Raw genomic sequence first — 26254 nt, forward strand, 5'->3', positions numbered from 1 at the left:
ACCCGAGCGGGCCGGGATAGAGCGCGGCGGTCTCCAGCGGGATCGTCCCGTCGCCGAGCAGCGCGACGGCCACGGCCTCGCACACGACGGCGGCCCCGAGCGTGACGGCCCAGGCCGGGGCCGTCAGCAGCATCGTGAACGCGCTCATGGCGGCCCCCAGGAGCCCGGCGAGCACGAGCGCGAGCAGCATCGCCAGCGGCAGCGGCACCCCGGCGCCCGCCGTGGACGCCACGAAGGCGGCGCTCGCGGCCGCCACCGCGCCCACGGCGAGATTGGGCGTGCCGGTGCGCAGCGACAGGCCGAACCCCATGACGATCAGGCCGAGCTGCCCGGCGTGGGCGAGGATGTCGAGCAGGCGGTCACTGACCGTAGTGATCAGGACGAGTGCCAGGCCCAGCAGGGCGAGGAGTCCGAGCACGCCTTCCCAGGCGCGCTGCCAGGTGCTCACTCCGACGATGCTGACAGCGCCGGACGATCATCGCAACCCCGGCAGGCGCTACCGCGGCGCCGCCCGCTCCAGCAGCTCCTGCAGCACGGACTGCTCGTCGGGCGTGAGCGCGGCCAGCGGCGAGCCCTCGGTCAGCAGGCCCAGCAGGCGCTCCCGCAGGCCGGCGCCCTCCTGGGTGAGCACCAGCAGCTTGGCCCGGCGGTCGCTGGGATGGGGGCGGCGCTCCACCACCCCCTGCTGCTCCAGCCGGTCGATGACGAACGTGGCGTTGGAGGGCTCGCACCCCATGCGCCCCGCCAGGTCGCTCATGGTCATCGGGCCGGTCAGCTCGCGCAGCGCCACCGCCTGGGCGGTGGTGAGGTCGAGCGCGGCCGCGCGTTCCCTGACGTGCCCCTCGATCTGCCTGGCGAGCGCGCCCACCAGGCCGCAGAGGTTCCGCTCGGCCGCGGCCCGCGCTTCGGCTTCGGACGTTGTCATACCGCAAAACTACCTCAAGCTTGGATGTTTGCAACTTGAAAGGTTCTAGCTATAAGTTTCTGCCATGAGCACTTCTGAGAGCCTTCGTCTGCGCCGCCCGTCCACCCTCCGGTCGTTGCGGGTCGGCGATCTCAAGGTCACGTTCGTGCCCGACGGGAGCGTGCGGCTCAAGCCGTACGGCTGGCTGCCGGGCACGACCGAGCGCGACTGGGCCGAGAACGCCGACCACCTGGACGAGACCGGCAACCTCGTGGCCGGCATCGGCGGCCTGCTGGTGGAGGCGGGCGAGCGGGCCCTGCTGATCGACGCGGGCGTGGGCCCGGTGCACCAGCCGGACGACCCGGCCGACCCGCTGATCGGCGAGCTGCGCGGCGGCGACCTGCTGGACAACCTCGCCCGGCTGGGCCGCCGTCCCGAGGACGTCGAGGCGGTGGCCTTCACCCACCTGCACATCGACCACATCGGCTGGGCCTGGCACCCGGCCGCCGGCGGGCCCGCGTTCCCGGCCGCCGAGTACCTGTTCGCCGAGCCCGAATGGACCGAGCGCCACCGGACGCTCGACTTCGGCACGCCGGCGGAGGCCCTGACGACCATGGCTCCCCGGGTCAGGACGTTCGGCGACGGCGAGGAGATCTTCCCCGGCGTGCGGGCCACGTTCGCGCCCGGCCACACCGCCGGGCACACCGCCTACACGATCACCTCGGGCGGACAGCGGCTGCTGGCCTTCGGCGACGCCCTGCACTCCCCCGTGCAGGTGCGCCGTCCCGAGTGGCCGGCCGGCTCCGACCTGGACCGCGTGGAGTCGACCGTGCACCGGCGACGGCTGGTCGAGGAGCTGCTGCGGCCGGACACGATCGGCTTCGGCATCCACTTCGCCGACGTGGTCTTCGGCCGCGCGCGGGACACGGCCGAAGGGCCGGTCTGGGAGCCCGTGGCCTAGGGGGTGGCGGCGGGGGTGCCGTGCCAGCTCGCCCACAGGGCCGCGTACGAGCCGCCCTCGGCGACCAGCTCCTCGTGCGGGCCCAGCTCGGTGATCCGGCCGTCCTCCACGACGGCCACGCGGTCGGCGTCGTGCGCGGTGTAGAGCCGGTGGGCGATGGCGATCACCGTACGGCCCTCCAGGACGGCGGCCAGCGAGCGTTCCAGGTGGCGCGCGGCCCGCGGGTCGATCAGCGAGGTGGCCTCGTCGAGCACCAGCGTGTGCGGGTCGGCCAGGACCAGCCGGGCCAGCGCGAGCTGCTGGGCCTGCGCGGGCGGCACGGCGGCGCCGCCGGACCCGACCTCGGTCTCCAGCCCCTCGGGCAGCGCCTGCACCCAGTCGAGCGCGTCGACGGCGGCCAGCGCCGCGCGCACCGCCGCGTCGTCCGCGCCGGGGCGGGCGATCAGCAGGTTGTCGCGGACGGTGCCCTTGAAGACGTGGTGCTCCTGGGTGACCAGCGCGACGTGCCCGCGCAGGTCGTCGAGCGGCAGGTCGACCAGCGGCACGCCGCCCACGCTCACCTCGCCGGTGCGCGGCCCGTGGATGCCGGCCAGCAGCCGCCCGAGCGTGGACTTGCCGGCCCCCGACGGGCCGACCATGGCCAGCCGCTCGCCCGGTTCGACGGTCAGCGACACGCCGTGCAGCACGTCGCGGCCCTCGCGGTAGGCGTACCTGACGTCGTCGGCCCGCAGCAGCTCGCCGGCCGGGCGGGCCGCGGACGGCTCGCGGTCGTCGGGTACGTTGGCCACGCCGAGCAGCCGGGCCATGGCGGCGCCGCCCACCTGGAGCTCGTCGATCCACATGAGGAACCGGTCGAGCGGGTCGATGAGCTGCTGGGCGTAGACCAGGGCGGCGGTGACCTGCTGGACCGTCACCCAGTCGTTGGTGTAGAACAGGCCGCCGACCAGGAGCGTGGAGACCACCGGGATCACGTAGCCGAGCTCGACCGCGGGGAACCAGAGCGTCCGCAGGCCCAGGGTGTAGCGCTCGGCGGCGTAGGAGCGGCTGATGTCGCCGTCGGTGCGCGCGCGCCGGCGTTCCTGGAGGCCGAGCGCCTCCACGGCCCGCGCGCCCTCGACGGTCTCGGCCAGGCCCTCGGTCATGTCGGCGTACGCGGCGTTCTCGCGCAGGTAGCCGTCGCGCGCCCGCTTGAGGTACCAGCGGGTGGCGAACCAGATCAGCGGGCCGGCGACCAGCATCGGCAGCATGAGCTGCGGGCTGACCAGCACCAGCGCGCCCATGGTGATCACGAACGTGACCAGCGCGATGAGCGTCTCCGGCACGGCGTGCCGGACGGTCCTGGACAACGAGTCGACGTCGCGGGAGGTACGGGTGATCAGGTCGCCGGCGCCCGCCCGCTCGACCGTGGACAGCGGCAGGCCGAGCACCCGGTCGACGAACTCCTCCCGCAGCTCGGCCAGCACCTTCTCGCCCAGCCTGGCCGAGGCGAGCACGGCGAAGCGGACCAGCAGGCCCTGGAGGAACAGGAACGCGCCGATGACGACGGCCACGAGCAGCCCGTCGACCTCGCCGCCGTCCTGGACGGTCTGGACCAGGCTGCCGAGCTGCCACGGCACGACGAGCCCGGCGACGGCGGCCAGGCCGTGCAGGGCCAGGGCGACGGTGAGCTGCCGCGGGTACTTCAGCGTCAGCCTGCGCGCGTAGGCGCGCACCTGTTTCCGGTCGGCGACCGGCAGGATCTCGCGGGCCACGGTCAGCCCTCCCCTCGGGTCACGGTCGCGGCGTACTCGGGGGACGCGTCCAGCAGGTGCCGGTGTGTCCCCTCGGCCAGCACCCGGCCGCCGGCCACGTAGACCACGTGGTCGGCCCGGTCGAGCACCAGCGGGCTGGTCGTGCAGATCATGGTGGTGCGGCCGGCGCGCGCCTTGGCCAGCCGCTCGGCGATGCGGGCCTCGCTGTGGGCGTCGACGGCGCTGGTGGGCTCGACCAGGATGAGCACCTCGGGGTCGGCGACCAGGGCCCGCGCCAGGCGCAGCCGCTGCTGCTGGCCGCCGGAGAACTCGCGCCCGGCCTCGGACACCTGGGCGTCGAGGCCGTCGGGCAGCGCCTCGACGATGTCCTCGGCGCAGGCGGCGTGCAGGGCGGCGCGCACGTCTTCGTCGGTGGCCGCGTCGCGGACGTCGAGCTCGTTCCTGAGCCTGCCGGTGAACAGGCGGGCGTCGTTGCCGGCGACCAGGATGCGCGCGCGGATCTCGGCCATGGGCAGCGAGGCCAGCTCGACGGCGCCGAAGGTGACGTCGCCGGGCGCGTACCGGCCGAGGCGGTCGGCGATGGCGGCGGCCTCCTCGGGCGCGTCGGCCGCGACGGCGGTGAGCATGCCGGGCTGGAGGGTGACGCCGCTGTAGCAGTCGCGCAGCACGCCGCCGCCGCTGGTCTCGGTGCCGCCGGCGACCTCGGGCTCGATGGCCAGGATGCGGATGACGCGGCGGGCCGCGACGTGACCCTTGGTGAGCTTGTCAGCGGCCTCGGTCAAGGTGCGCAGCGGGCCGATGAGGAAGGCGGCGTAGCCGTAGAGCGCGACGAGGTCGCCGGTGCTGATCTCGCCGCCGACCGCGAACGTGGCGCCGATGCCGGTGACGACCGCGATGAGCAGGCCGGGCAGCAGGATCTGGGCGCCTTCGAGCAGCGACTCGACCCGGGCCACGCCCACCCCGGCGTGCCGCACGCGCTGGGACTCCTCGCCGTAGCGGCCGGCGAACACCTGCTCGCCGCCGATGCCGCGGAGCACCCGCAGGCCGGCCACGATGTCGGCGGCCCTGGTGGACAGGTCGCCGGTCAGCTCGCGCTGCCGCTTCTGCCGCCGGTGCAGCGGCTTGAGCAGCGGCGAGACGGCGAGCGCCATGAGCGGCACGCCGAACAGCACGAGCAGCCCGAGCGGGACCGAGGTCGTCAGCAGGATCACGGTGACCGCGACGATGGCCACCACGGACCCGGTGCCGCGCAGCAGGATGTCCATGGAGCTGCCGATGTGGGCGATGTCGGAGTTGCCGACGCTGACGACCTCGCCGGTCGAGACCTTCTTGGGCAGCGTCGCCCCGAGCCTGGCGGCCTGCCGCGCGGTCAGCTGGACGGTGCGGTAGGCGGCCGACAACCAGTTGAACACCGCCATCCGGTGCCGCATGATCCCGGTGAACGCCTGCAGCAGCCCCAGCCCGAGCAGGATCGACGCCCAGGTCAGCAGCGCCCGGGTGTCCTTGGCGGTGACCGCGTCGATGCCCTTGCCGAGCACCGCGGGCACGAGCGCCTGCACCAGCCACCACAGGGTGGCGAAGCCGATGCCGGCGAGCAGGGCACGCGCCTGACGCCGCGCGTTCCACCACAGGTAGCGGAGCGGGCTGCGGATGTCGGGCAGGCCGGGATCGGCCTCAGGAAGGGAGCGCATGGTCTGACAAGGTTGACAAGCCGGCGCCCGGCCCGGCAAACGGTTTTTCGCCTGGCTAACGATCGGGCACGTGCCGGAACGTGCGCACGGTGTAGATCAACGTGACCAGGGCGGTCAGCGCGAGCAGCAGGTAGCCCACGGTGTACGACCCGGACGCGCCGTAGACGGCCCCCATCACCAGCGGCGGGAAGTACCCGCCGAGCCCGCCGGCCGCGCCCACGAGCCCCGTCACCGTCCCCACCTTCGACGCCTCGACGAGCTCGGCGACCAGGGCGAAGACACCGCCCGTGCCGAGCCCGAGGAAGAAGGCGATGAGCACGAAGCAGGCTCCGGCGGGCACCTCGGCGGGCGGCCGGAACGACAGCGCGACCGCCATCACGACCGTCCCGGCCAGCGAGATGAGCAGCACCCTGACCGGCCCGATCCGGTCGGACAACGTGCCGCCGATCGGCCGGGCGGCGACGGCGGCGATCGAGAACCCGGCCGCCCGCAGCCCGGCGCCCGTCTGGGCGAAGTGGTAGACGTTCTGGAGCAGGGTAGGCAGGTACGTCGAGAACGCCACGAAGCCGCCGAAGGTGACGGCGTACAGGAAGGCGCACTGCCAGGTGGCCCTGAGCTTCGTGGCCTCGCGCATCCTGGGCAGGGCCGGGGCGGTGGCGGGCGACCAGGCGGGCGAGTCGCGGCTGCCGCCGATCATGATCACGCCCATCAGGGCGAGCACCGCGGCCATGAGCAGGTGGGTCGCGAACCGGCCGAACTCCTCCACCAGGCGGGGGGTGAAGAACGCCGACAGCGCGGTCCCGCCCATGCCGGCGCCGAACACGCCGGTGGCGAACCCTCTGCGGGCGGGCTCGTACCAGGCGTTGACGAACGGGATGCCGATGGCGAACGACGTGCCGGGGATGCCCAGCAGGAACCCCCAGAACAGCAGCCACCCGTACGACTCGGACCAGCCCACGAACAGGACGGGCACGATCGACACGAAACAGATGACCGCGAACATGCGCCGCCCGCCGAGCCGGTCGGCCAGCACGCCCACCGGGATGCGGCCGAGCGAGCCGACCAGCACCGGGATCGCGACCAGCAGCGAGGTCTGTGTCGCGGACAGGTGCAGCTGCCTGCTGTAACTGCCCGACAGGGGACCGATGAGGTTCCAGGCCCAGAACGTCACGGCGAAGGCCGCCGTGGCCAGCGCCAGGTTCCGCACCTGACCTTTACGAAGCGCAGACATACACCCTGTGTAACAGAGGGTCACCTTCTGTGATGAAGTGGGGGTATGAGCGCCGAGGATCTCCTGCTGAAGACCGGTCGGTTCCTCCGCAGATCGGCCACCAGTGGTGACCTGCGGACTCTCTACCTGAAAGGCGGCACGGAAGGCGACGCGTTCTACCGGGACCGGTGGAGTCACGACAAGGTGGTGCGCTCGACGCACGGCGTGAACTGCACGGGTTCGTGCTCGTGGAAGGTGTTCGTCAAGGACGGCATCATCACCTGGGAGACGCAGGAGACCGACTACCCGGGCGTGGGTCCCGACCGGCCGGAGTACGAGCCGCGCGGCTGCCCGCGCGGGGCGGCCTTCTCCTGGTACACCTACTCGCCGACCCGGATCCGCTACCCGTACGCGCGGGGCGTGCTGGTCCGGCTCTACCTGGAGGCGCGGGAGCGGCTGGGCGACCCGGTGGCCGCCTGGGCCGAGGTCACCACCGATCCGGAGAAGCGGGCGAGCTACCAGGGGGCGCGCGGCCGGGGCGGGCTCGTCCGGGTGACCTGGGACCTGGCCGTCGAGATGATCGCCGCGGCGCACGTGCACACCATCCAGGCGTACGGGCCGGACCGGGTCGCGGGGTTCTCGCCCATCCCGGCGATGTCGATGGTCTCGCACGCCGTCGGCTCCCGGTTCGTGTCGCTGATCGGCGGCACGATGCTCTCCTTCTACGACTGGTACGCCGACCTGCCGGTGGCCTCGCCGCAGGTGTTCGGCGACCAGACCGACGTCCCGGAGTCGGCCGACTGGTGGGACGCCGCGTACCTGGTGATGTGGGGCTCCAACGTCCCGGTCACCCGCACGCCGGACGCCCACTGGATGGCCGAGGCGCGCTACCGGGGCCAGAAGGTCGTGGTGGTCTCGCCCGACTACAGCGACGCGGCCAAGTTCGCCGACGAGTTCCTGAGCGTGCGTCCCGGCACGGACGGCGCCCTGGCCATGGCCATGGGCCACGTGCTGCTGAAGGAGTTCTTCGTCGACCGGGAGGTGCCCTACTTCACCGACTACGTCAAGCGCTGCACCGACCTGCCCTTCCTGGTCACGCTGCGCGAGCACGAGGACGCGTACGTGCCGGACAAGTTCCTCACGGCCAAGGACCTGGGCTCGGCGGAGGAGGCGGCCGAGTGGAAGACCGTGCTCATGGCCGGGTCCGGCGAGCCGGTGGTCCCGAACGGCTCGGTCGGCTTCCGCTGGACCGACTCGGGCGAGGGCCGCTGGAACCTCGACCTGGACGTCGACCCGAAGCTCACCCTGTACGGCGGCGAGTCGGCCCAGCTCCTGCTGCCGCGCTTCGACGGCGAGGGCTCCCTGCGCCGCGGCGTGCCGGTCGCCCGCGTCGGCGGACGGCTGGTGACCACGGTGTTCGACCTGCTGCTCGCCCAGTACGGCGTCCCCAGGCCCGGCCTGCCGGGGATCTGGCCCGGCGGGTACGACGACGCGGCCGAGCCGTACACGCCGGGCTGGCAGGAGCCGGTCACCGGCGTCCCGGCCGAGCGGGTGGTCAAGATCACCCGTGAGTTCGCCAGGACGGCCGAGACCACCCGCGGCCGATGCATGATCATCATGGGCGCGGGCGCCACCCAGTGGTTCCACGGCGACACCATCTACCGGGCTTTTCTGTCGCTGCTGCTGCTGACCGGCTGCCAGGGGCGCAACGGCGGCGGCTGGGCCCATTACGTCGGCCAGGAGAAGTGCCGTCCGCAGAGCGGCTGGGCGGTGCTGGCCGGCGCGCTCGACTGGTCGCGCCCGCCGCGGCAGGCGCCCGGCACGCCGTACTGGTACCTGCACACCGACCAGTGGCGTTACGACCGGTTCGACGCGGGCGCGCTGACCTCGCCGCTCGGGCCCGGCGCGTTCCGCGGCAGGCACACGGCCGACCTGGTGGCCGAGGCCGTGCGCAACGGCTGGATGCCCATGTCGCCCGCCTTCGACCGCAACCCGCTGGAGCTGGGCGAGCACGAGGACCCCGTGGCGTACACGCTGGAGGAGCTGCGGCGGGGCAGGCTCCGGCACGCCGCCGAGGACCCCGACGACCCGGCCAACTGGCCGCGGGTGCTGACCTTGTGGCGGTCGAACCTGCTCGGCTCGTCGGCCAAGGGCAACGAGTACTTCCTGCACCACCTGCTCGGCGCCACGTCGAACCTGGAGCAGCCCGACCCCGAGGCGCCGAGGGGCAAGCTGGATCTGCTGCTCACGCTGGACTTCCGGATGACGTCCTCGACGGTCTACTCCGACATCGTGCTGCCCGCCGCCACCTGGTACGAGAAGTACGACCTGTCCTCGACGGACATGCACCCGTTCGTGCACGCGTTCAACCCGGCCATCTCGCCGCCCTGGGAGACCAGGACGGACTTCGCCGCCTTCCACGCCATCGCCAGGGCCTTCAGCGCGCTGGCCAAGGAGCGGCTGGGGGTGCGCAAGGACGTCGTGGTGGTCCCGTACCAGCACGACACGCCGGGCGAGACCGGGCAGCCGGGCGGGCGCGCGCCCGGCGCGCCGGAGCCGACGCTGAAGGTGGTCGAGCGCGACTACGGCGCGGTCGCGGAGCAGCTGGCCGCGCTCGGCCCGCTCACCGAGCGGCTCGGCCTCCAGGTCAAGGGCGTGACCTTCATGCCGGACGAGGAGGTCGCCTGGCTCGGCCAGCGCTGCGGCCTGGTGCCGCGCGGCGTGGCCAAGGGCCGCCCCGAGCTGGACACCGACGCCAAGGCGTGCGAGACGATCCTCGCGCTGTCCGGGGTGAGCAACGGCAGGCTGGCCGCCCAGGGCTTCCGCCAGCTCGCCCGGCGCACCGGCCGCAGCTTCGACGACCTGATCGACGAGGGCCACCGCATCGTCTTCGCCGACACCCAGGCCCGGCCCACGCACGTCGCGGCCAGCCCCGAGTGGTCGGGCAAGGAGGCGCACGACCGCCGCTACTCGCCGTTCACGATCAACGTCGAGAACGGCAAGCCCTGGCACACGCTCACCGGCCGCATGCACTTCTTCCTCGACCACGACTGGATGCACGAGTACGGCGAGGCCCTGCCGGTCTACCGCCCGCCGCTGGACATGGCCGAGCTCTTCGGCGAGAGCGCCACCCTGCGCTACCTGACCCCGCACTCCAAGTGGTCGATCCACTCCGAGTACCAGGACAACCTGCTCATGTTGTCGCTGTCGCGCGGCGGCCCGACCATCTGGATGTCCACCGAGGACGCGACCCGGCTCGGCATCGCCGACAACGACTGGATCGAGGCGGTCAACCGCAACGGCGTCGTGGTGGCCAGGGCCATCGTGTCCCACCGCATGCCGCAGGGCACGGTCTACATGTTCCACGCCCAGGACCGCCTGATCGACGTGCCGAAGACGGAGGAGACCGGCCGCCGCGGCGGCATCCACAACGCGCTGACCAGGGTGCTGATCAAGCCCACGCACATGATCGGCGGCTACGCCCAGCTCTCGTACGCCTTCAACTACCTCGGCCCCACGGGCAACCAGCGGGACGAGGTCACCACCATTCGCCGCAGGTCGCAGGAGGTGCGCTACTGATGAAGATCATGGCTCAGATCGCCATGGTGATGAACCTGGACAAGTGCATCGGCTGTCACACCTGTTCCGTCACCTGCAAACAGACCTGGACCAACCGTCCCGGCGTCGAGTACGTCTGGTTCAACAACGTCGAGACCCGCCCCGGCCAGGGCTACCCCCGCCGGTACGAGGACCAGGAACGCTGGCGGGGCGGCTGGAAGCTCGACCGCAGGGGCCGGCTGACACTCCGCGCCGGAGGCCGGTTCCGCAAGCTGGCCAACATCTTCGCCAACCCGCTCATGCCCTCCATCCAGGACTACTACGAGCCCTGGACCTACGACTACGAGAACCTGACCCGGGCCCCGCTGTCCGACGACGTCCCGGTGGCGCCGCCGCGGTCGCTGATCAGCAACGAGCCCATGAAGATCCGCTGGAGCGCGAACTGGGACGACAACCTGGGCGGCGACCCGTCCCCCGACCCGGTGCTGGGGAAGCTGTCGGAGCAGGTCAGGCTGGAGTTCGAGCAGGCGTACATGTTCTACCTGCCGCGCATCTGCGAGCACTGCCTGAACCCGTCCTGCGTGGCCTCCTGCCCGTCGGGGGCCATGTACAAGCGGGCCGAGGACGGGATCGTCCTGGTGGACCAGGACAGTTGCCGGGGCTGGCGGATGTGCGTGACGGGGTGCCCGTACAAGAAGGTGTACTTCAACCACCGGACCGGCAAGGCCGAGAAGTGCACGTTCTGCTACCCGCGGGTCGAGGTGGGGCTGCCGACGGTGTGCTCGGAGACCTGCGTGGGCCGCCTGCGCTACCTCGGGGTGCTGCTCTACGACGCCGACCGGGTGAGCCAGGCCGCCTCGGTGGCGGACGAGCGGGACCTGTACGAGGCCCAGCTCGGCGTCTTCGTCGACCCCGACGACCCGGCGGTGGCCGCGTCGGGGCTGCCCGCCGACTGGATCGAGGCGGCCCGCAGGTCCCCGGTCTACGACCTGATCATGAAATATCGCATAGCGCTCCCCCTGCACCCGGAGTACCGGACGTTGCCGATGGTCTGGTACGTCCCGCCGCTCTCCCCCGTCGTGGACGCCCTGGCGAACACCGGGCACGACGGCGAGGACGCGGACAACCTGTTCGCCGCCATCGAGTCGCTGCGCATCCCCGTGGAGTACCTGGCCGAGCTGTTCACCGCGGGCGATCCCGTCCCGGTGACGGCCGCGCTGCGCCGTCTGGCCGCGATGCGCTCGTACATGCGAGGCGTCAACCTGGGGCAGGAGCCGGTCCTGCCGGACACCGGCCTGACCGAGGACGACATCAGGTCCATGTACCGCCTGCTGGCCCTGGCCAAGTACGAGGAGCGGTACGTGATCCCGACCGCGTACGGCAACGTGCCCGGCGTGGTCGAGGAGGCCGGCTGCAGCCTCGACTACTACGGCGGCCCCGGCATGCAGGCCCCCTTCGGGGAGGCGTCGGGCAAGCCGCTGCCGGTCTCCGTCGAGTCCTTCCACGGCCTCAGGGACCGCCAGACCAGCGACGAGATCACCCACGACCGGGTGAACCTCCTCAACTGGGACGGCCGGGGCATCCCCGCAGGACTCTTCCCGCCGAAAAAGGGAAAATCATGAACAAGGCCGTGATCTGGCAGGCTGCCGCGCACCTGCTCGCCTACCCCGACGAACGTTTCCACCGCCGCCTGCCGCTGATCAGGGAGGCCGCCGAGCCGCCCTTCGCGGCGTTCCTGGCGCGGATCGCTGACATGGACGCGGGCGACCTGGCCGCGCACTACGTCGACACGTTCGACCTGCACCGGCGCTGCTGCCTCTACCTGACCTACTACACCGACGGCGACACCCGCCGCCGCGGGGCGTCCCTGGCCGCGCTCAAGCAGCGTTACCGCGTGGCCGGCTGGGAGCTGATGGACGACGAGCTGCCCGACTTCCTGCCGGTCGTGCTGGAGTTCGCGGCGCTCGACCCGTCCGGGGCGGCGCTGCTGCGGGAGCATCGCATCGGGCTCGATCTGCTGCTGTCCGCCCTGACCGAGCTGGGCTCGCCGTACGCGGAGGTGATCGGGGTGGTGTGCGCGGCCCTGCCGTCGCCCACGGCCGCCGAACGCGCCGCGGCGCACCGCCTGGCCGCCGGAGGGCCGCCCGCCGAGACCGTGGGAGGGTACCGGTGAGCTGGGGCGAGAGCATGTTGTGGGTGGTCGCGCCGTACGTCACCCTGGTGATCTTCATCGGCGGCCTGATCTGGCGGTACCGGTACGACAAGTTCGGCTGGACCACCCGGTCGTCCCAGCTCTACGAGAGCCCGCTGCTGCGCGTGGCCAGCCCGGTGTTCCACTACGGCCTGATCTTCGTGATCATCGGGCACGTGACCGGCCTGCTCGTCCCGCTCTCCTGGACGGACGCGATCGGCGTGTCGAACGAGGCGTACCACGCCAACGCCCTGATCTGGGGCGGCCTGGCCGGGCTGGCCACGCTGGTGGCGCTGGCCCTGCTGGTCTACCGCCGCCGCACGAACGGGCCCGTCTTCCTGGCCACGACGAAGAACGACAAGACCATGTACGTCGTGCTCGCCGCGTCGATCGTCGCGGGCGTGGTGACGACGGTGGCGGGCTTCGTGCCGAGCGAGGTGAGCTACCGGACGACGGTCGCCCCCTGGTTCCGCGGCGTCTTCGTGCTCAACCCGGACGCCACCGCGATGGGGCACGCGAGCATCCTTTACAAGGTGCACACCGTGATCGGGATGGCGTTGTTCGTGCTTTTCCCGTTCAGCCGCCTCGTGCACGCCCTTTCGGCGCCGATCACCTATTTGTTCCGCCCTTACATCGTGTATCGGGCCCGGTCCCGATAGCGCGCCGCGCCGCCCGGAACGGGGGCGGGTGCGTCAGAATCGTTGGCTGTGGAGCACGGGTACACCAACAGCACGGTCGGCGACGGCGCTCTGGTCGTCAAGTGTTACCAGGGCCCGGAGGCCGCCTTCAGGCTGGGCACGGAGAGCAGATACCTGCGCCGGCTGCGCGGCCGGCTGCCGGTGCCGCGCGTGCACCAGATCACCGCCACCAGCCTGACCACCCGCTTCGTGGCCGGCGCCCACGGCCAGGACCTGCTGGACGAGGGCCGCGCCGCCGAGGTGCTGGCCGAGTGCGGCCGGGTCCTGGCCCGCATCCACCGCCTCGGCATCGTGCACGGCGACTACGGGCCCCAGAACCTGCTGTTCGACCCCGCCACGTTCGAGACCACCGCGATCCTCGACTGGGAGTGGGCCCATCCGGGCCGGCCGGTGGAGGACCTCGCCTGGTGCGAGTGGATCGTCCGCAGCCACCACCCCGAGCACGTCTCCCTGCTGCCGCGCTTCTTCGACGCCTACGGCGGGCCGGTGCCGTCCTGGGCCGAGCGGCAGGCGTCGATGGTGGCGCGCTGCCGCGACCTGCTGGAGTTCTGCGGCCGGTGGGAGCCGGGCGGGGGCGGCGAGAAGTTGTGGCGCGAGCGCCTCGACCGCACCGCCGCCTGGAGCGCCTGACGCGTCCCGCGGTGCCCGAGCCCCGGGAGCGAGGCCCGGACGTCCTGACGGGGATCAGCCGCAGTGGCTCCAGCCGCTGGTCCACACGTACGGCGACTCGTCCCAGGCGCCGCCCCACTTGACGCAGGTGTCCACGGCCGACAGGATCACCGGCCCGGCGTACGACTTGAACTCACCGGCGTCGGTCTTGGTCGCGCCGCCCTGCACGCTCAGCGTCGCCCGCATCCACCGCGTGTACGGCGTCTTGTTGACCGTCACCACGCAGTTCTTGCCGGTGCCGGAGTTGTAGGACAGGTAGATCGTGCCCAGCGCCGTGCTGCCGGACTTGAACGGGTGCGAGTCGATGACGCGGAACCCGGACCCGCACACGCCGGCCGGGTCCACGGCGGCGACGGCGGCCTGTGCGGGCAGGGCGGCGGCCAGACCGCAGGCGAGCACGCCCGCGGCGAAGAGCGTCTTGGTGATCGTGCGCATGTTCATCCTTACTGTCGCTCTTGAACGCCCGTCAGCTTCGCGCAGCGAGTGATCAAGAAAGCGAACAGCAGGCGAACAACACACAAATGCGATTTCGGCTCCCCCGTAATCCACGGCCTTCCGGCTCGTCCCGGGGGCGACCGCGCAGGTGCGGCGGGGTCATCCCAGCGCCGCGGCGAGCCGCGTGATCTCCGCCACAGCGGCGCCGAGACCGAGCGGGTCTCCTGCGACATGCGCCCTGCTTTGGGGGAGGATCCCACCATGGTGTCGGTATTGCAGAATGTCGCGATCGACTGCGCGGATCCGTACGAGCTCGCCCGGTTCTGGAGCGAGGTGACCGGCTGTCCGGTTCACCCGGAGGACCGCCCGGGTGACGAGGAGACGCGGGTGATGCTGAAGGAGGGCCCGATCCTGCACTTCAACAAGGTGCCGGAGCCGAAGGCGGCCAAGAACCGGCTGCATCTGTGCCTGCGTCCCGACTCCACGCGCGACGAGGAGGTCGAGCGCCTGGTGCGCCGGGGCGCCACCCTGATCGCCGACCTGCGCGAGCCGGACGGCACCGGCTGGGCGGTGCTCGCCGACCCCGAGGGCAACGAGTTCTGCGTCCTGCGCAGCGCCGCGGAGCGCGCCGGGACGGCCCCGCACCCCTGAGCCGTCCCGCGTGACCGCGCACCCGCACGGCCCGTCTCAGGGCCGTGCGGGCCTCAGCCCTTGATGGAGATGAGCTGCCGCAGGTGCGCCACGACCTCCACCAGGTCACGCTGCGCGGCCATCACCGACTCCAGGTCCTTGTACGCCCCCGGGATCTCGTCGATCACCCCGGGATCCTTGCGGCACTCGACCCCGAACGTCTGCTCCTCCAGGTCCTTGACCGTGAACGTCTTCTTGGCCTTGGTCCTGCTCATCTTCCGGCCGGCCCCGTGCGAGGCCGAGTTGAACGCCCGCGGGTTCCCCAGCCCCTTCACGATGTACGTGCCGGTGGCCATCGAGCCCGGGATGATGCCCAGGTCTCCGCTGCCCGCCCGGATCGCCCCCTTACGGGTGACGAGCACGTCCACCCCGTCGTAGCGCTCCTCGGCCACGTAGTTGTGGTGGCAGGAGATGGGCTGGTCGAAGCCGATGCCCGGCAGGTGACGGCGCAGGACGTCGCAGACCAGGCCCATCATCAGCGCCCGGTTGCGGCGCGCGTAGTCCTGGGCCCAGTACAGGTCGCGGCGGTAGGCGTCCATCTCCGGGGTGTGGCCGAGGAACACCGCCAGGTCCCGGTCCACCAGGCCCTGATTGTGGGAGAGGCGGCGGGCCACCCCGATGTGGTGCTCGGCCAGTTCCTTGCCGATGTTGCGCGACCCCGAGTGCAGGACCACCCACACCCAGCCCTCGTCGTCGGCGCACACCTCCAGGAAGTGGTTGCCGCCGCCGAGCGTGCCCATCTGCGCCTCGGCCCGCTCGCGGCGGGCGTGGACGGCCGGGGCCAGGTCGTCGAACTCGCGCCAGAACTCCGCCCACCCGGCCGTCCGCATCCCGTGCACCTTGCCGGGATCGACGGGCCGCTTGTGGTGCTGGAAGCCGACGGGGACCGCCTGCTCCAGCTTCCCCCGCAGGTAGGCCAGGTTGTCGGGAAGCTGCGACGCCTTGTACGACGTCTTCACGGCCGTCATCCCGCAGCCGATGTCCACCCCGACGGCCGCCGGCGACACCGCGTCCTTCATCGCGATGACCGACCCGACCGTCGCCCCCTTGCCGTGGTGCACGTCGGGCATGACGGCGACGCCATGGACCCACGGCAGGTTGGCCACGTTCCGCAACTGCTGCATCGCCTGCGGTTCCACCGTCTCCGGCTCCGCCCACATCCGCAGCGGATGCCTGGTCCCGCTCACCTCGTTGTACGCCATGTCGCCTCCTCCCGGCCGCCTTCATGAACACGATCTATCTGGCCAGACACGACATACCCCCTGCAACCAATTTAGTACGGCCCCCGCCCCCGAAGATCTTGGCAAGCCCGGTCCGGGTCCGCGCTCCATTGGCTATGGTGACCGTGGTGTGCCGACATACACCCTGTATGCGCGCACCCGGGAGATATACCGTTGAGAACGGCCCGACCCCTCCAACCGATCGTGGCCGGGCAGCAGCTCGCCGTCGCGGAGAAAACGGGGCGCACATGATCGCCGTCGCCGGCCAGCCGGACGAGCATCCGCTGGTCCACCAGGCGCTCGTCTACTCCACCGACGCCGGCTTCCTGGCCGCGGCCGTGCCCTTCTGCCGCGACGGGCTGGCCGCGCGGGACAGGGTGCTCGTGGTGACCACGGCCGCCAACATCGGCCTGCTCGCGCGGGCCCTCGGCGGCGACGCGGGCGAGGTCGAGTTCGTCGAGGCCGGCGGCTGGTACGACGCCCCGGGCCGCACCCTGGCCGCCTACGGCCGCTACCTCGACGCCCATCCCCGCGTCAGGGTGATCGGCGAGCCCGTCTGGCACGGCCGCACCCCGGTCGAGGAGGCCGAGTGGACCCGGTACGAGTCGGTGCTCAACGCCGCGTTCGCCGCCCGCGCGGCCTGGATGGTCTGCGCCTTCGACGTGCGCGCGGTCCCGGACCGGGTCGTCGGCGGCGCCCGCCGGACCCATCCGGGGCTGCTGACCGGTGACGGCCCCCGTGCCAGCACCGACTACGTCGAGCCCGAGTCCTTCAGCCACGCCTCCGACCACGACCCGCTGCCGCCTCCGCCGCCCGGGGCCGCCGACCTGCGCTTCGACGGCGACCTGCACCGCGTGCGCCGGCACGTGCGGGCGACCGCCGAACGACTCGGCCTGTCCCGCGCCCTGACCGACCGCCTGCTGCTGACCGTCAACGAGGTCGCCGCCAACGCCGTCGAGCACGGCGGCGGGCACGGCGACCTCGCGATCTGGACCGACGGGAACGCCGTCGTGTGCGACGTGACCGACCCGGGCAAGCTGACGGCCGTCCTGCCCGGTTACCTGCCGCCCGCCCCGACCGCCCTGCGCGGGCACGGCCTGTGGGTGGTGCGCCAGCTCTGCGACCTGCTCCAGGTGCGTTCCGAGCCGGCCGGGACCCGCTTCCGCCTGCACCTGCTGCGCGACTGACGGCGCGGACCGCCGCAGGGCTCAGCGCTTGGGGCCGGCGTCCGTCCAGCCGGCCTCCAGCACGGCCTCGGAGCTCGACACCGTGCCCGGCTCGAAGCTCTTCCACAGTCCGCGCGGCTCGACCAGGACGCTCTCGGTGCCCAGCGCCCGTCCGGTGGCCTCGTCGAAGATCAGGCGGCTCTCCCGCACGCCGGTGCGCTCGTCGCTCTGCTGGATGGCCGCGGCCGTGCCGGTACGCCCCTCGGCGTCGGTGACGTTCTCGATGACCTTGACGGAGTCGAGCCCGGCCAGCATGCGGAAGGCGGCGCCGCGCACCTGCGGCGTCACCGGCATGGAGACGATCAGCCCGACGCTGACCGTGAACAGCCAGGTGTCGGCGGACATCTCCACGCTGGACGACTCGGTGGAATGCCCGTCGTAGGAGTCGAGCAGCCACTTCTTCAGCTTCGCCGGCTCGTCCGGCAGGCCGCGCAGGTCCTTCATCGTGACGTTGCGGCCGAGCCAGAACACCTTGTCGCCGTCGACCAGGGGGCTGTGCGAGGTCGTGGCCTTGTCCGGGGAGGTCCGCAGGGTCAGCGGGGCCACCTTCTTCATCGGCACGACCACCTCGATCCCGGCGGGCGAGCCCGCCTGCTCCCAGGCCAGCCGGTCGGCCTCGCTCGCGGGCAGCGCGCCGAGCCGGCGGGTGCGGCTCCACTGCTCGCCGCCGGTCGCGCGCGGCGTCCACTCCTCGTCGCGCTGCCGGTCCAGCACCAGGTACCCGCCCTTGACGGCGGGGTAGGCGTGCCTGCTCACCGTCACGGTGTACCACCAGTCGCCGGTACGGTCGGGCTGCCGGTCGGCCTTCTCCGCGGCGGCCAGCAGCACCTCCCTGGCCGACAGCGTGACCTTGCGCGGCGTCGCCGACGCGCTCTGCCCGGCCAGCGGAGCCTGCTTCCCGGGCGTCGGAGCCGCGTTCCCCGCCACCACGACGGCCACCGCGGTCGCCCCCGCCGCCAGGGCCGCGAGCCCCCACACCGGCCGTACGGCCGTGCGCCGGCGCCGGGACCCGCGCGGCCCGGACATGGCGTGCGCGAGCTCGGCGGCCCTGGTGTGCTCGTCCACCGGCCGGTCGCCGAGGTGCGCGGGCCGCGCGGCCCTGAGTTCGTCCATCGGGTTCATGACCACTCCTCGCTGAGGTTGCGCACATAGGGACGGGACGGTTCGGCGGACTCCATGGCGCGCGTGAGCCGCTTGCGGGCCCGGTGCAGCCGGACGCGGAAGGCCGCCGACGAGCAGCCGACGACCCGGGCGCCCTCCTTGGGCGACAGCCCGTGCCAGGCGACCAGCATGAGCACCTCCCGGTCGTCCTCGTGCAGCTCGGCCAGCGCCCGCAGCACGCCCATGCGCTCGGTCACCTGCTCGGCCACGTCCGGGCGGCCGTCCTCGGTCCACGAGCTCAGCTCGGCGGCCAGCGCGTCCCTGCGCGCCTGCGAGCGGGCGTCGTCGCGCAGGAGGTTGCGCGCCACGCCGAGCAGCCACGGCAGCGGCGGCTCCGGCACGTCGTCCAGCCGCCGCCAGGCGATGGCGAACGTCTCGCTCACCACCTCGTCGGCCACCTGCCGGCCCGCGCGACTGACCGCGTAGGCCCACACCCGTTGTCGGCATTCGTCGTACATGCCGGTGAAACGGTGGGAATCATCCGTCACCGCGCAGCCCCTTCGTCCCTGATGCGTTCTTCTGACACCGGGAAGTGGTGGGAACGTCCGTGTTGTTACAGCTCGCCGGAAAAGCAGAAGCCCCGCCCCCGGTGGCGTTCCGGGACGGGGCCTGCTCGACCTGGCCTACTTGGCGTTGGCCTTGAGGTAGTCGCTGTTCATCTGGGCAATGGTGTCCAGCGGGATGCCCTTGGGGCAGACCGCCGTGCACTCGCCGGTGTTCGTGCAGCCGCCGAAGCCCTCGGCGTCCATCTGGTCCACCATGGCCTTCGCGCGGGTCAGGCGCTCGGGCTGGCCCTGGGGCAGCAGGCTGAGGTGGGTGATCTTGGCGGCGGTGAACAGGGAGGCCGAGCCGTTCGGGCAGGCGGCCACGCAGGCGCCGCAGCCGATGCAGGTCGCGGCGTCGAACGCGGCGTCGGCGTCCTCCTTGCGCACCGGGACGCTGTGCGCGTCCGGGGCCGAGCCGGCCGGGACCGAGACGAAGCCGCCCGCCTGGATGATGCGGTCGAACGCGCTGCGGTCCACGACCAGGTCCTTGACCACCGGGAACGGCGCGGCGCGCCACGGCTCGATGGTGATCTCGGCGCCGTCCTCGAAGTGGCGCATGTGCAGCTGGCAGGTCGTCGTGGCGCGCTGCTCGCCGTGCGCCACGCCGTTGATGACCATGCCGCACATGCCGCAGATGCCCTCGCGGCAGTCGTGGTCGAAGGCGATCGGGTCGTCGCCCTCCAGGATCAGCCGTTCGTTCAGCACGTCCAGCATCTCCAGGAACGACATGTCCGGGGACACGTCCTCCACCCGGTACGTCACCATGCGCCCGGCGTCCGAGGGGGCGCTCTGACGCCAGACCTTGAGGGTCAGGTTCACTTGTAGCTCCGCTGGGTCATCTTGACGTACTCGTACTCGAGCGGTTCCTTGTGCAGCACCGTCTCGCCGGAGGGCGTGCGCTCCCAGGCCGAGACGTGCGCGAAGTGCTCGTCGTCGCGCAGGGCCTCGCCGTCGGGGTCCTGCGACTCGGCGCGGAAGTGGCCGCCGCAGGACTCGGTGCGGACGAGGGCGTCCAGGCACATGAGCTCGGCCAGGTCGAAGAAGTCGGCGACGCGGCCGGCCTTCTCCAGGACCTGGTTCAGCTCCTCGGCGGTGCCGGACACCTTGACGTTCTTCCAGAACTCCTCGCGCAGCTCGGGGATGCGCTCCAGGGCCTTGCGCAGCGACTCCTCGGTGCGCTCCATGCCGCAGTAGTCCCACATGAGCTTGCCCAGCTCGCGGTGGAAGGAGTCGGGGGTGCGGGTGCCGTTCACCGACATCAGGCGGTCGATCCGGGTCCGGACCTTGATCTCCGCCTCGGCCACGGCCTCCTCGTCCACCTCGCCGTACGGGCCGTTGGCCAGGTAGTCGCCGATCGTGGTGGGCAGCACGAAGTACCCGTCGGCCAGGCCCTGCATCAGCGCCGAGGCGCCGAGCCGGTTCGCGCCGTGGTCGGAGAAGTTGGCCTCGCCGATCACGAACAGGCCGGGGATCGTGGACTGCAGGTCGTAGTCCACCCACAGGCCGCCCATCGTGTAGTGGACGGCGGGGTAGATGCGCATCGGCACGTCGTACGGGTTCTCGCCGGTGATGCGCTCGTACATCTCGAAGAGGTTGCCGTACTTCTTCTCCACGGCGTCGCGGCCGAGCCGGCCGATGGCGTCGCGGAAGTCGAGGTAGACGCCCAGCCCGCCGGGGCCGACGCCGCGACCCTCGTCGCAGACGTTCTTGGCGGCGCGGGAGGCGATGTCACGCGGGACGAGGTTGCCGAAGGCCGGGTAGATGCGCTCCAGGTAGTAGTCGCGCTCCTCCTCCGGGATGTCGCCGGGGGCCCGGTCGTCGTCCTTGCGCAGCGGCACCCACACGCGGCCGTCGTTGCGCAGCGACTCCGACATCAGCGTCAGCTTCGACTGGTACTCGCCGGAGACCGGGATGCAGGTCGGGTGGATCTGCGTGTAGCACGGGTTGGCGAAGTACGCCCCGCGCTCGTGCGCCCGCCAGATGGCCGTCGTGTTGCAGCCCTTGGCGTTCGTGGACAGGAAGAACACGTTGCCGTAACCGCCGGTGGCCAGCACCACGGCGTCGGCCAGGTGCCGCTCGATCTCGCCGGTCACCATGTCGCGCACGATGACGCCGCGCGCCCGGCCGTCGGAGACGATCAGGTCGAGCATCTCGTGGCGGGTGTGCATCTCCACGGTCCCGGCCGCGATCTGCCGCTCCAGCGCCTGGTAGGCGCCCAGCAGGAGCTGCTGGCCCGTCTGGCCGCGGGCGTAGAAGGTGCGGGAGACCTGGGCGCCGCCGAACGAGCGGGTGTCCAGCAGGCCGCCGTACTCGCGGGCGAACGGCACGCCCTGGGCCACGGCCTGGTCGATGATGTTCACCGACACCTGGGCCAGGCGGTAGACGTTCGACTCGCGGGCGCGGAAGTCGCCGCCCTTGACCGTGTCGTAGAAGAGCCGGTAGATCGAGTCGCCGTCGCCGCGGTAGTTCTTGGCGGCGTTGATGCCGCCCTGGGCGGCGATGGAGTGGGCGCGCCGGGGCGTGTCCTGGTAGCAGAACGACTTGACGTTGTAGCCCAGCTCGCCCAGGGTCGCCGCGGCCGAGCCGCCCGCCAGTCCGGTGCCGACGACGATCACGTTGAGCTTGCGCTTGTTGGCCGGGTTGACCAGCTTGGCGCTGAACTTCCGCTTCTCCCACCGCTCCTCGATGGGACCGGCGGGCGCCTTGGTGTCCCGGATCTCCGAGCCTTCGGTGTACTTCACTTCACAACTCCGAACGTGATGGCGAGGGGCGGGGCCAGGAAGCCGACGACCAGGACCGCCGAGACGAGGGCGGCCGTCAGGCGCAGGCCGCGGTAGCGGCTGCGGTTGGCCCAGCCCAGCGTCTGGAAGGCGCTCCAGATGCCGTGCCGCAGGTGCAGGCCGACCATGACGACGGCCACGAGGTAGATGAGGGTCACCCACCAGCGGGACGGGTCGAAGCCGGCGACCATGCGCTCGGCGGGCTCGGAGTCGAAGCCCTTGGGGTTGACGACGCCGAAGGTCAGGTCGAGCAGGTGCCAGATCACGAACAGCAGGATCGTCAGGCCGCCGAACCGCATGATGTGCGTGGCGTAGCCGTTGGCCTGCGACTTCTTGGCCACGTACTTGACCGGACGGGCCTTGGCCGCCTTGCGCGCCAGCGAGATCGCGGCCCACATGTGCAGCACGACCGAGACGACGAGCCCGATCTCCAGGATCGTCAGCACCGTCCGGTACGGCGCGATGGGCTCAAGGAGCGTGCGCAGGGCGACGGCGTACTCGTTGAACGAGTCCTTGCCGAGGAAGATCTTCAGGTTGCCCAGCATGTGCAGGACGAGGAAGGACACCATCACGGCGCCCGTGACGGCCATGACGACTTTCTTGCCGTTCGACGAGCTCAGGAACCGGCTCGGCTTCTTGGACGTCGGTGCGGGCGAGGCACCCTTGGGGGCGTTAACAGGCGCGGTGGCGGCGCCGCGCTCTATCGTGGCAGTCACGTTTGAACGCTAGGTATCCAGCAATGATCCGTCCAAGTCATCGCGGATCTGGTTTCCATAGCTTCCGGCTATGATGCTTGGTTTATACGGTCGGCATAAGGAAAAATGCTCGGCCGGTGCGAGGAAAATCACATGCAGTTGCAGCAGCTCGCCTACTTCGTCGCGGTCGCGGAGACCAGGCACTTCACCCAGGCGGCCGAGCGCATGCGGGTCGCCCAGCCCTCGCTCAGCAAGCAGATCAAGGCTCTGGAGAACGACCTCGGCGCCCCGCTGTTCTCCCGCGCGCGCGGCAACGTCACGCTGACGGCCGCGGGCGAGGCGCTGCTGCCGCTGGCCCGCCGCATGCTGGCCGACGCCGACACCGCCCGGCAGGAGGTGGCCGAGCTGGCCGGGCTGCGCCGGGGCCGGGTGCGGCTGGGGGCCACGCCGTCGTTGTGCGCGGGCCTGCTGGCCGACGCGCTGGCGCGCTTCCACCGGGCCTACCCGGGGGTGGAGCTGCTGGTGGAGGAGGGCGGCTCGCGTGACCTGGTCAGGGCGCTGGCCAGGGGGCAGCTCGACCTGTCGCTGATCATCATGCCGCTGCAGAGCGACGACCCGTCCCTGGTGACCGAGGAGATCCTGCGGGAGAACCTGGTGGTGGTCTCGCCCTCGCACGAGCGGGCGCGGGGGCCGTACCTGCGGATCGAGGACCTGCGCGGCCGGCAGATGGTGATGTTCCGGCGCGGTTACGACCTGCGCGAGGCCACCCTCACCGCCTGCCGCCAGGCCGGGTTCGAGCCCCGGTTCTCGGTGCAGGGCGGCGAGATGGACGCGGTGCTGCGGTTCGTGGAGGCGGGGCTCGGCGTGGCGGTGGTGCCGTCGATGGTGCTCGACGGGCGGCCGGGCCTGTCCGGCACGCCGCTGGCCCCGCCCGGCCTGAGCCGGACGATCGCCCTGGCCCACCGCAAGGACGTCGAGCCCACCAGGGCGGCGCAGGCGTTCCGGGAGACCCTGCTCGCCTTCGTGGTCGAGGCCGGACAGGAAGGCACGCTTCCGCAAGGGGTCGAGCTCATCGCAGAATGAGCAGCAACAGCCCGACTCCCCCGGGAAGGCATTGTGTGACGGCAAACCTCAACGAGCCGCTGACACTGCTCCTCATCGAGGACGACGACGGCGACGCCTTCCTCGTCGAAGAACTGCTCAACCAGGCCGAGGCGCCACCGACGATCTTCTGGGCGCGCAGCCTCCAGGAGGCCAAGGCCAAGCTCGACCCGACGATCCAGTGCGTTCTCGTCGACCTCACCCTGCCCGACGCCAGCAGGCTGGAGGCGCTGGAGGAGGTGCTGGCGCTGGCGCCGCACGCGGCCGTCCTGGTCCTCACCGGCCTCAGGGACGTGCACGTCGGCGTGGCCGCCGTCCAGGCGGGCGCCCAGGACTACCTGGTCAAGCAGGACATCGACGCCCGCCTGCTGGCCAGGTCGATCAGGTACGCCATGGAGCGCAAGCGCGCCGACCTGGCCCAGCTCAGGCTGTTCGAGGCCGAGCTGACCGCCAAGGAGAACGCCCGCCTGGAGAGCGGCCTGCTGCCCGTGCCCCTGCTGCGCACCGAGGCGATCACGCACCAGATCCGTTACCTGCCGGGCAACCAGGGAACCCTGCTGGGCGGCGACTTCCTCGACATGGTCCAGACCGCCGACGGCGCGGTGCACGTCGTGGTGGGCGACGTCTGCGGCCACGGGCCCGACGAGGCCGCGCTCGGCGTGGCGCTGCGCATCGCCTGGCGCACGCTGGTGCTGGCCGGGCAGACCGACGACACGCTGCTGCGCACGATGGACGCCCTCCTGCGCGCCGAGCGCAAGGCGCCCGAGATCTTCACCACGCTCTGCATGGCCACCTTCACGCCCGACCTGCGCCGGGCCCGGATGCGCGTGGTCGGGCACCCGCCGCCGGTGCTGGTCCGCGACGGCGTGCCCGCGGTGCTGGCCGGCACGCCCTCGGGGCCGCCGCTCGGCATCTTCCCCGACGCCGAGTGGACGGTCATCGACGTGCCCCTGGGCGCGGACTGGTCGATCATGCTCTACACCGACGGCCTGATCGAGGCGGCCGTCGGCGGGCAGAAGGAGCTGCTCGGCGTGGAGGGCCTGGTCGGGCTGGTGCGCGAGCACGGCGTGATCGACCTCGACCGGCTGATCAGGCACGCCGGCAGGCTCAGCGACGATCTCGCGGTGGTCCTGGTGTCGAGGAGGAGGGCATGAGCATCCATCCGCTGCCGCCGCCGAAGGCGCCGACCGGGCTCGGCCGGCTGCCGGTGGCCCGCTGGTTCCTGGCCATCGGCGTGCTGGCGGGGTTCGCGTTCGCGACCGGCGTGGTGGTCACCATGTCGATGATCGCGCACGCGCGGGCCCTGGGGCCGAGGCCGGAGATCGCCGCCCAGCTCGACCGGCTCAACGTGGCGCTGATCGTGCTGTTCGCGGTGCTGCTGGCGGGCGGGGCGGGCCTGGCGTTCGTGATCAGGTACGCCGTGCTCAAGCCCATCGACCAGCTCACCGAGCAGGTCCGCACGGTCGCCGCCGGCGACTTCGACCACCGGCTCGGCGTCGACCGGCCGGCCGAGCTGAGCGAGCTGTCCAGCCACGTCGACTCCATGCGCCGCCGCATCGTCTCGGCCTGGCGCGGGGCCGCCGACCAGGCCGACGAGCTGCGCAGGTCCAACGGCGAGCTGGAGCAGTTCGCCTACGTCGCCAGCCACGACCTGCAGGAGCCGCTGCGCAAGGTCGCCAGCTTCACCCAGATGCTGGAGCAGCGGTACGGCCCGCAGCTCGACGACCGCGCCCGCCAGTACATCCACTACGCGGTCGACGGCGCCAAGCGCATGCAGCTCCTGATCAACGACCTGCTCGACTTCTCCCGGGTGGGCCGGGTGAGCGGCGAGCGGCTGCCGACCGACTCCGGCCAGGCCCTGGACCGGGCCCTGGAGAACCTGTCGGCCACGATCGAGGACACCGGCGCCACCGTCACCCGCGACGACCTGCCCGTGGTCGAGGGCAACCGGATGCAGCTCACGCAGCTCTTCCAGAACCTCGTCGAGAACGCGATCAAGTTCCGCTCCGAGGACCCGCCGCGCGTGCGCCTGACGGCCGAGCGGAAGGGCGACATGTGGGAGTTCAGCTGCTCCGACAACGGCATCGGCGTCGACCCCAAGTACGCCGACCGCATCTTCCTGATCTTCCAGCGGCTCCACCCCCGGGACGTGTACCCCGGCACCGGCATCGGCCTGGCGCTCTGCCGGAAGATCGTCGAGTACCACGGCGGGCAGCTCTGGCTCGACGCTGAACCGGCCGATCAGGGCACGACGTTCCGCTGGACGCTGCCGGCGGCGGGAGGCGACGCATGACGGACTGGCGCCCGATCGACGTGCTCCTCGTGGAGGACGACCAGGGGGACATCCTGCTCACCAGGGAGGCGTTCGACCTCAACAAGGTGCGCAACCGGCTCAACGTGGTCAACGACGGCGAGCAGGCGATGGCGTACCTGCGGCGGGAGGGCGCCTACGCCGGCGCGCCGCGGCCCGACCTGATCCTGCTCGACCTCAACCTGCCCCGGATGAACGGCCTGGAGGTGCTGAGCGAGGTCAAGGCCGACGCCGCCCTGCGGACGATCCCCGTGGTGATCCTGACGACCTCGGAGGCGGAGGAGGACATCCTGCACAGCTACCGGCTGCACGCCAACGCCTATGTCGCGAAGCCGGTGGATTTCGAGCAATTTATCCGTGTTGTCCGGCAAATAGATGATTTTTTCGTGACCGTTGTGAAGCTGCCGGCCCCCGGCCCGCGGCCCTGACGCGTATACGTGACAGGAATCACAGTGGG

General features: G+C 71.6%; 23 protein-coding genes and 1 pseudogene. 12 read left to right on the top strand and 12 right to left on the bottom strand.

Annotated elements, in window-relative coordinates:
• A pseudogene (locus ACWCSD_RS08395) lies at positions 1-448 on the bottom strand (hypothetical protein); the annotation flags it as partial.
• Between the two features lie 48 nt (positions 449-496).
• Complete coding sequence (locus ACWCSD_RS08400) at positions 497-925, bottom strand: MarR family winged helix-turn-helix transcriptional regulator (RefSeq protein ID WP_397161233.1); 429 nt, start codon at positions 923-925, stop codon at positions 497-499.
• Between the two features lie 64 nt (positions 926-989).
• Between ACWCSD_RS08400 and ACWCSD_RS08405 the strand changes: the two genes are divergently transcribed.
• Positions 990-1865: an MBL fold metallo-hydrolase gene (locus ACWCSD_RS08405; protein WP_397161235.1), complete on the top strand. Its 876-nt coding sequence runs from the start codon at positions 990-992 to the stop codon at positions 1863-1865.
• Here the strand turns inward: ACWCSD_RS08405 and ACWCSD_RS08410 are convergent.
• From ACWCSD_RS08410 to ACWCSD_RS08420, 3 genes are read right to left on the bottom strand one after another with little or no spacing between them, the layout of a single operon-like run.
• Entirely contained in the window at positions 1862-3616 is a 1755-nt protein-coding gene (locus ACWCSD_RS08410) for an ABC transporter ATP-binding protein (protein ID WP_449913695.1), read from the bottom strand. The genes ACWCSD_RS08405 and ACWCSD_RS08410 overlap by 4 nt on opposite strands.
• Positions 3617-3618: 2 nt before the next feature.
• Entirely contained in the window at positions 3619-5307 is a 1689-nt protein-coding gene (locus tag ACWCSD_RS08415; protein ID WP_358294417.1) for an ABC transporter ATP-binding protein, read from the bottom strand.
• A 55-nt stretch (positions 5308-5362) separates the two neighbouring features.
• Positions 5363-6538, bottom strand: a complete 1176-nt coding sequence (locus ACWCSD_RS08420) for an MFS transporter (protein WP_449913696.1) — start codon at positions 6536-6538, stop codon at positions 5363-5365.
• A 45-nt stretch (positions 6539-6583) separates the two neighbouring features.
• On the opposite strand from ACWCSD_RS08420, the gene ACWCSD_RS08425 reads away from it, so the two are divergent.
• From ACWCSD_RS08425 to ACWCSD_RS08445, 5 genes are read left to right on the top strand one after another with little or no spacing between them, the layout of a single operon-like run.
• Positions 6584-10096, top strand: a complete 3513-nt coding sequence (locus ACWCSD_RS08425; RefSeq protein WP_397161242.1) for a nitrate reductase subunit alpha — start codon at positions 6584-6586, stop codon at positions 10094-10096.
• A complete protein-coding gene (gene narH / locus ACWCSD_RS08430) occupies positions 10096-11697 on the top strand; it encodes a nitrate reductase subunit beta (RefSeq protein WP_397161244.1) in 1602 nt (533 codons plus the stop codon). The genes ACWCSD_RS08425 and narH overlap by 1 nt, the downstream gene beginning before the upstream one ends.
• Positions 11694-12248 (top strand): nitrate reductase molybdenum cofactor assembly chaperone, encoded by a 555-nt coding sequence (gene narJ, locus ACWCSD_RS08435; protein WP_449913697.1) that lies wholly within the window; start codon positions 11694-11696, stop codon positions 12246-12248. Before narH ends, narJ begins: the two co-directional genes overlap by 4 nt.
• On the top strand, positions 12245-12925 hold the full coding sequence (gene narI / locus ACWCSD_RS08440; protein ID WP_387677196.1) for a respiratory nitrate reductase subunit gamma: 681 nt from the start codon (positions 12245-12247) through the stop codon (positions 12923-12925). The genes narJ and narI overlap by 4 nt, the downstream gene beginning before the upstream one ends.
• 48 nt (positions 12926-12973) lie before the next feature.
• On the top strand, positions 12974-13594 hold the full coding sequence (locus ACWCSD_RS08445) for a phosphotransferase (protein ID WP_352352909.1): 621 nt from the start codon (positions 12974-12976) through the stop codon (positions 13592-13594).
• A gap of 54 nt (positions 13595-13648) precedes the next feature.
• On the opposite strand, the gene ACWCSD_RS08450 is transcribed toward ACWCSD_RS08445, so the two are convergent.
• Positions 13649-14068 carry a spore-associated protein A gene (locus tag ACWCSD_RS08450; RefSeq protein WP_358294424.1) on the bottom strand — a complete coding sequence of 140 codons (420 nt, stop codon included), beginning with the start codon at positions 14066-14068 and terminating at the stop codon, positions 13649-13651.
• A gap of 261 nt (positions 14069-14329) precedes the next feature.
• On the opposite strand from ACWCSD_RS08450, the gene ACWCSD_RS08455 reads away from it, so the two are divergent.
• Positions 14330-14719 (top strand): VOC family protein, encoded by a 390-nt coding sequence (locus ACWCSD_RS08455; protein ID WP_358294425.1) that lies wholly within the window; start codon positions 14330-14332, stop codon positions 14717-14719.
• Between the two features lie 53 nt (positions 14720-14772).
• On the opposite strand, the gene ACWCSD_RS08460 is transcribed toward ACWCSD_RS08455, so the two are convergent.
• Complete coding sequence (locus ACWCSD_RS08460) at positions 14773-15960, bottom strand: RtcB family protein (RefSeq protein WP_358294426.1); 1188 nt, start codon at positions 15958-15960, stop codon at positions 14773-14775.
• A 266-nt stretch (positions 15961-16226) separates the two neighbouring features.
• On the opposite strand from ACWCSD_RS08460, the gene ACWCSD_RS08465 reads away from it, so the two are divergent.
• Complete coding sequence (locus ACWCSD_RS08465) at positions 16227-17165, top strand: anti-sigma factor RsbA family regulatory protein (protein WP_449913699.1); 939 nt, start codon at positions 16227-16229, stop codon at positions 17163-17165.
• 21 nt (positions 17166-17186) lie between these two features.
• Here the strand turns inward: ACWCSD_RS08465 and ACWCSD_RS08470 are convergent, their stop codons facing one another.
• The 5 genes from ACWCSD_RS08470 to ACWCSD_RS08490 all read right to left on the bottom strand — a co-directional run bounded on the left by ACWCSD_RS08470 (position 17187) and on the right by ACWCSD_RS08490 (position 22406).
• Positions 17187-18326 (bottom strand): CU044_5270 family protein, encoded by a 1140-nt coding sequence (locus ACWCSD_RS08470; RefSeq protein ID WP_449913702.1) that lies wholly within the window; start codon positions 18324-18326, stop codon positions 17187-17189.
• The gene (locus ACWCSD_RS08475) at positions 18323-18853 is read right to left on the bottom strand and encodes an RNA polymerase sigma factor (protein ID WP_352352915.1); all 531 of its coding nucleotides are present in this window, start codon (positions 18851-18853) and stop codon (positions 18323-18325) included. Before ACWCSD_RS08475 ends, ACWCSD_RS08470 begins: the two co-directional genes overlap by 4 nt.
• Before the next feature lie 135 nt (positions 18854-18988).
• Entirely contained in the window at positions 18989-19729 is a 741-nt protein-coding gene (locus tag ACWCSD_RS08480) for a succinate dehydrogenase/fumarate reductase iron-sulfur subunit (protein ID WP_352352916.1), read from the bottom strand.
• A complete protein-coding gene (locus tag ACWCSD_RS08485; protein WP_352352917.1) occupies positions 19726-21651 on the bottom strand; it encodes a fumarate reductase/succinate dehydrogenase flavoprotein subunit in 1926 nt (641 codons plus the stop codon). Before ACWCSD_RS08485 ends, ACWCSD_RS08480 begins: the two co-directional genes overlap by 4 nt.
• Positions 21648-22406 carry a succinate dehydrogenase cytochrome b subunit gene (locus ACWCSD_RS08490; protein ID WP_352324154.1) on the bottom strand — a complete coding sequence of 253 codons (759 nt, stop codon included), beginning with the start codon at positions 22404-22406 and terminating at the stop codon, positions 21648-21650. Before ACWCSD_RS08490 ends, ACWCSD_RS08485 begins: the two co-directional genes overlap by 4 nt.
• Before the next feature lie 132 nt (positions 22407-22538).
• Here ACWCSD_RS08490 and ACWCSD_RS08495 point away from each other — a divergent pair, with 132 nt between their 5' ends.
• From ACWCSD_RS08495 to ACWCSD_RS08510, 4 genes are read left to right on the top strand one after another with little or no spacing between them, the layout of a single operon-like run.
• On the top strand, positions 22539-23468 hold the full coding sequence (locus ACWCSD_RS08495) for a LysR family transcriptional regulator (RefSeq protein ID WP_387677177.1): 930 nt from the start codon (positions 22539-22541) through the stop codon (positions 23466-23468).
• Positions 23469-23503: 35 nt separating this feature from the next.
• A complete protein-coding gene (locus ACWCSD_RS08500) occupies positions 23504-24640 on the top strand; it encodes a PP2C family protein-serine/threonine phosphatase (RefSeq protein WP_449913705.1) in 1137 nt (378 codons plus the stop codon).
• The gene (locus ACWCSD_RS08505) at positions 24637-25779 is read left to right on the top strand and encodes a sensor histidine kinase (protein WP_449913707.1); all 1143 of its coding nucleotides are present in this window, start codon (positions 24637-24639) and stop codon (positions 25777-25779) included. Before ACWCSD_RS08500 ends, ACWCSD_RS08505 begins: the two co-directional genes overlap by 4 nt.
• Positions 25776-26225 (top strand): response regulator, encoded by a 450-nt coding sequence (locus tag ACWCSD_RS08510; RefSeq protein WP_352352922.1) that lies wholly within the window; start codon positions 25776-25778, stop codon positions 26223-26225. The genes ACWCSD_RS08505 and ACWCSD_RS08510 overlap by 4 nt, the downstream gene beginning before the upstream one ends.
• Positions 26226-26254: the final 29 nt, after the last annotated feature.

It is taken from the genome of Nonomuraea sp. NPDC001684 (assembly GCF_053596515.1).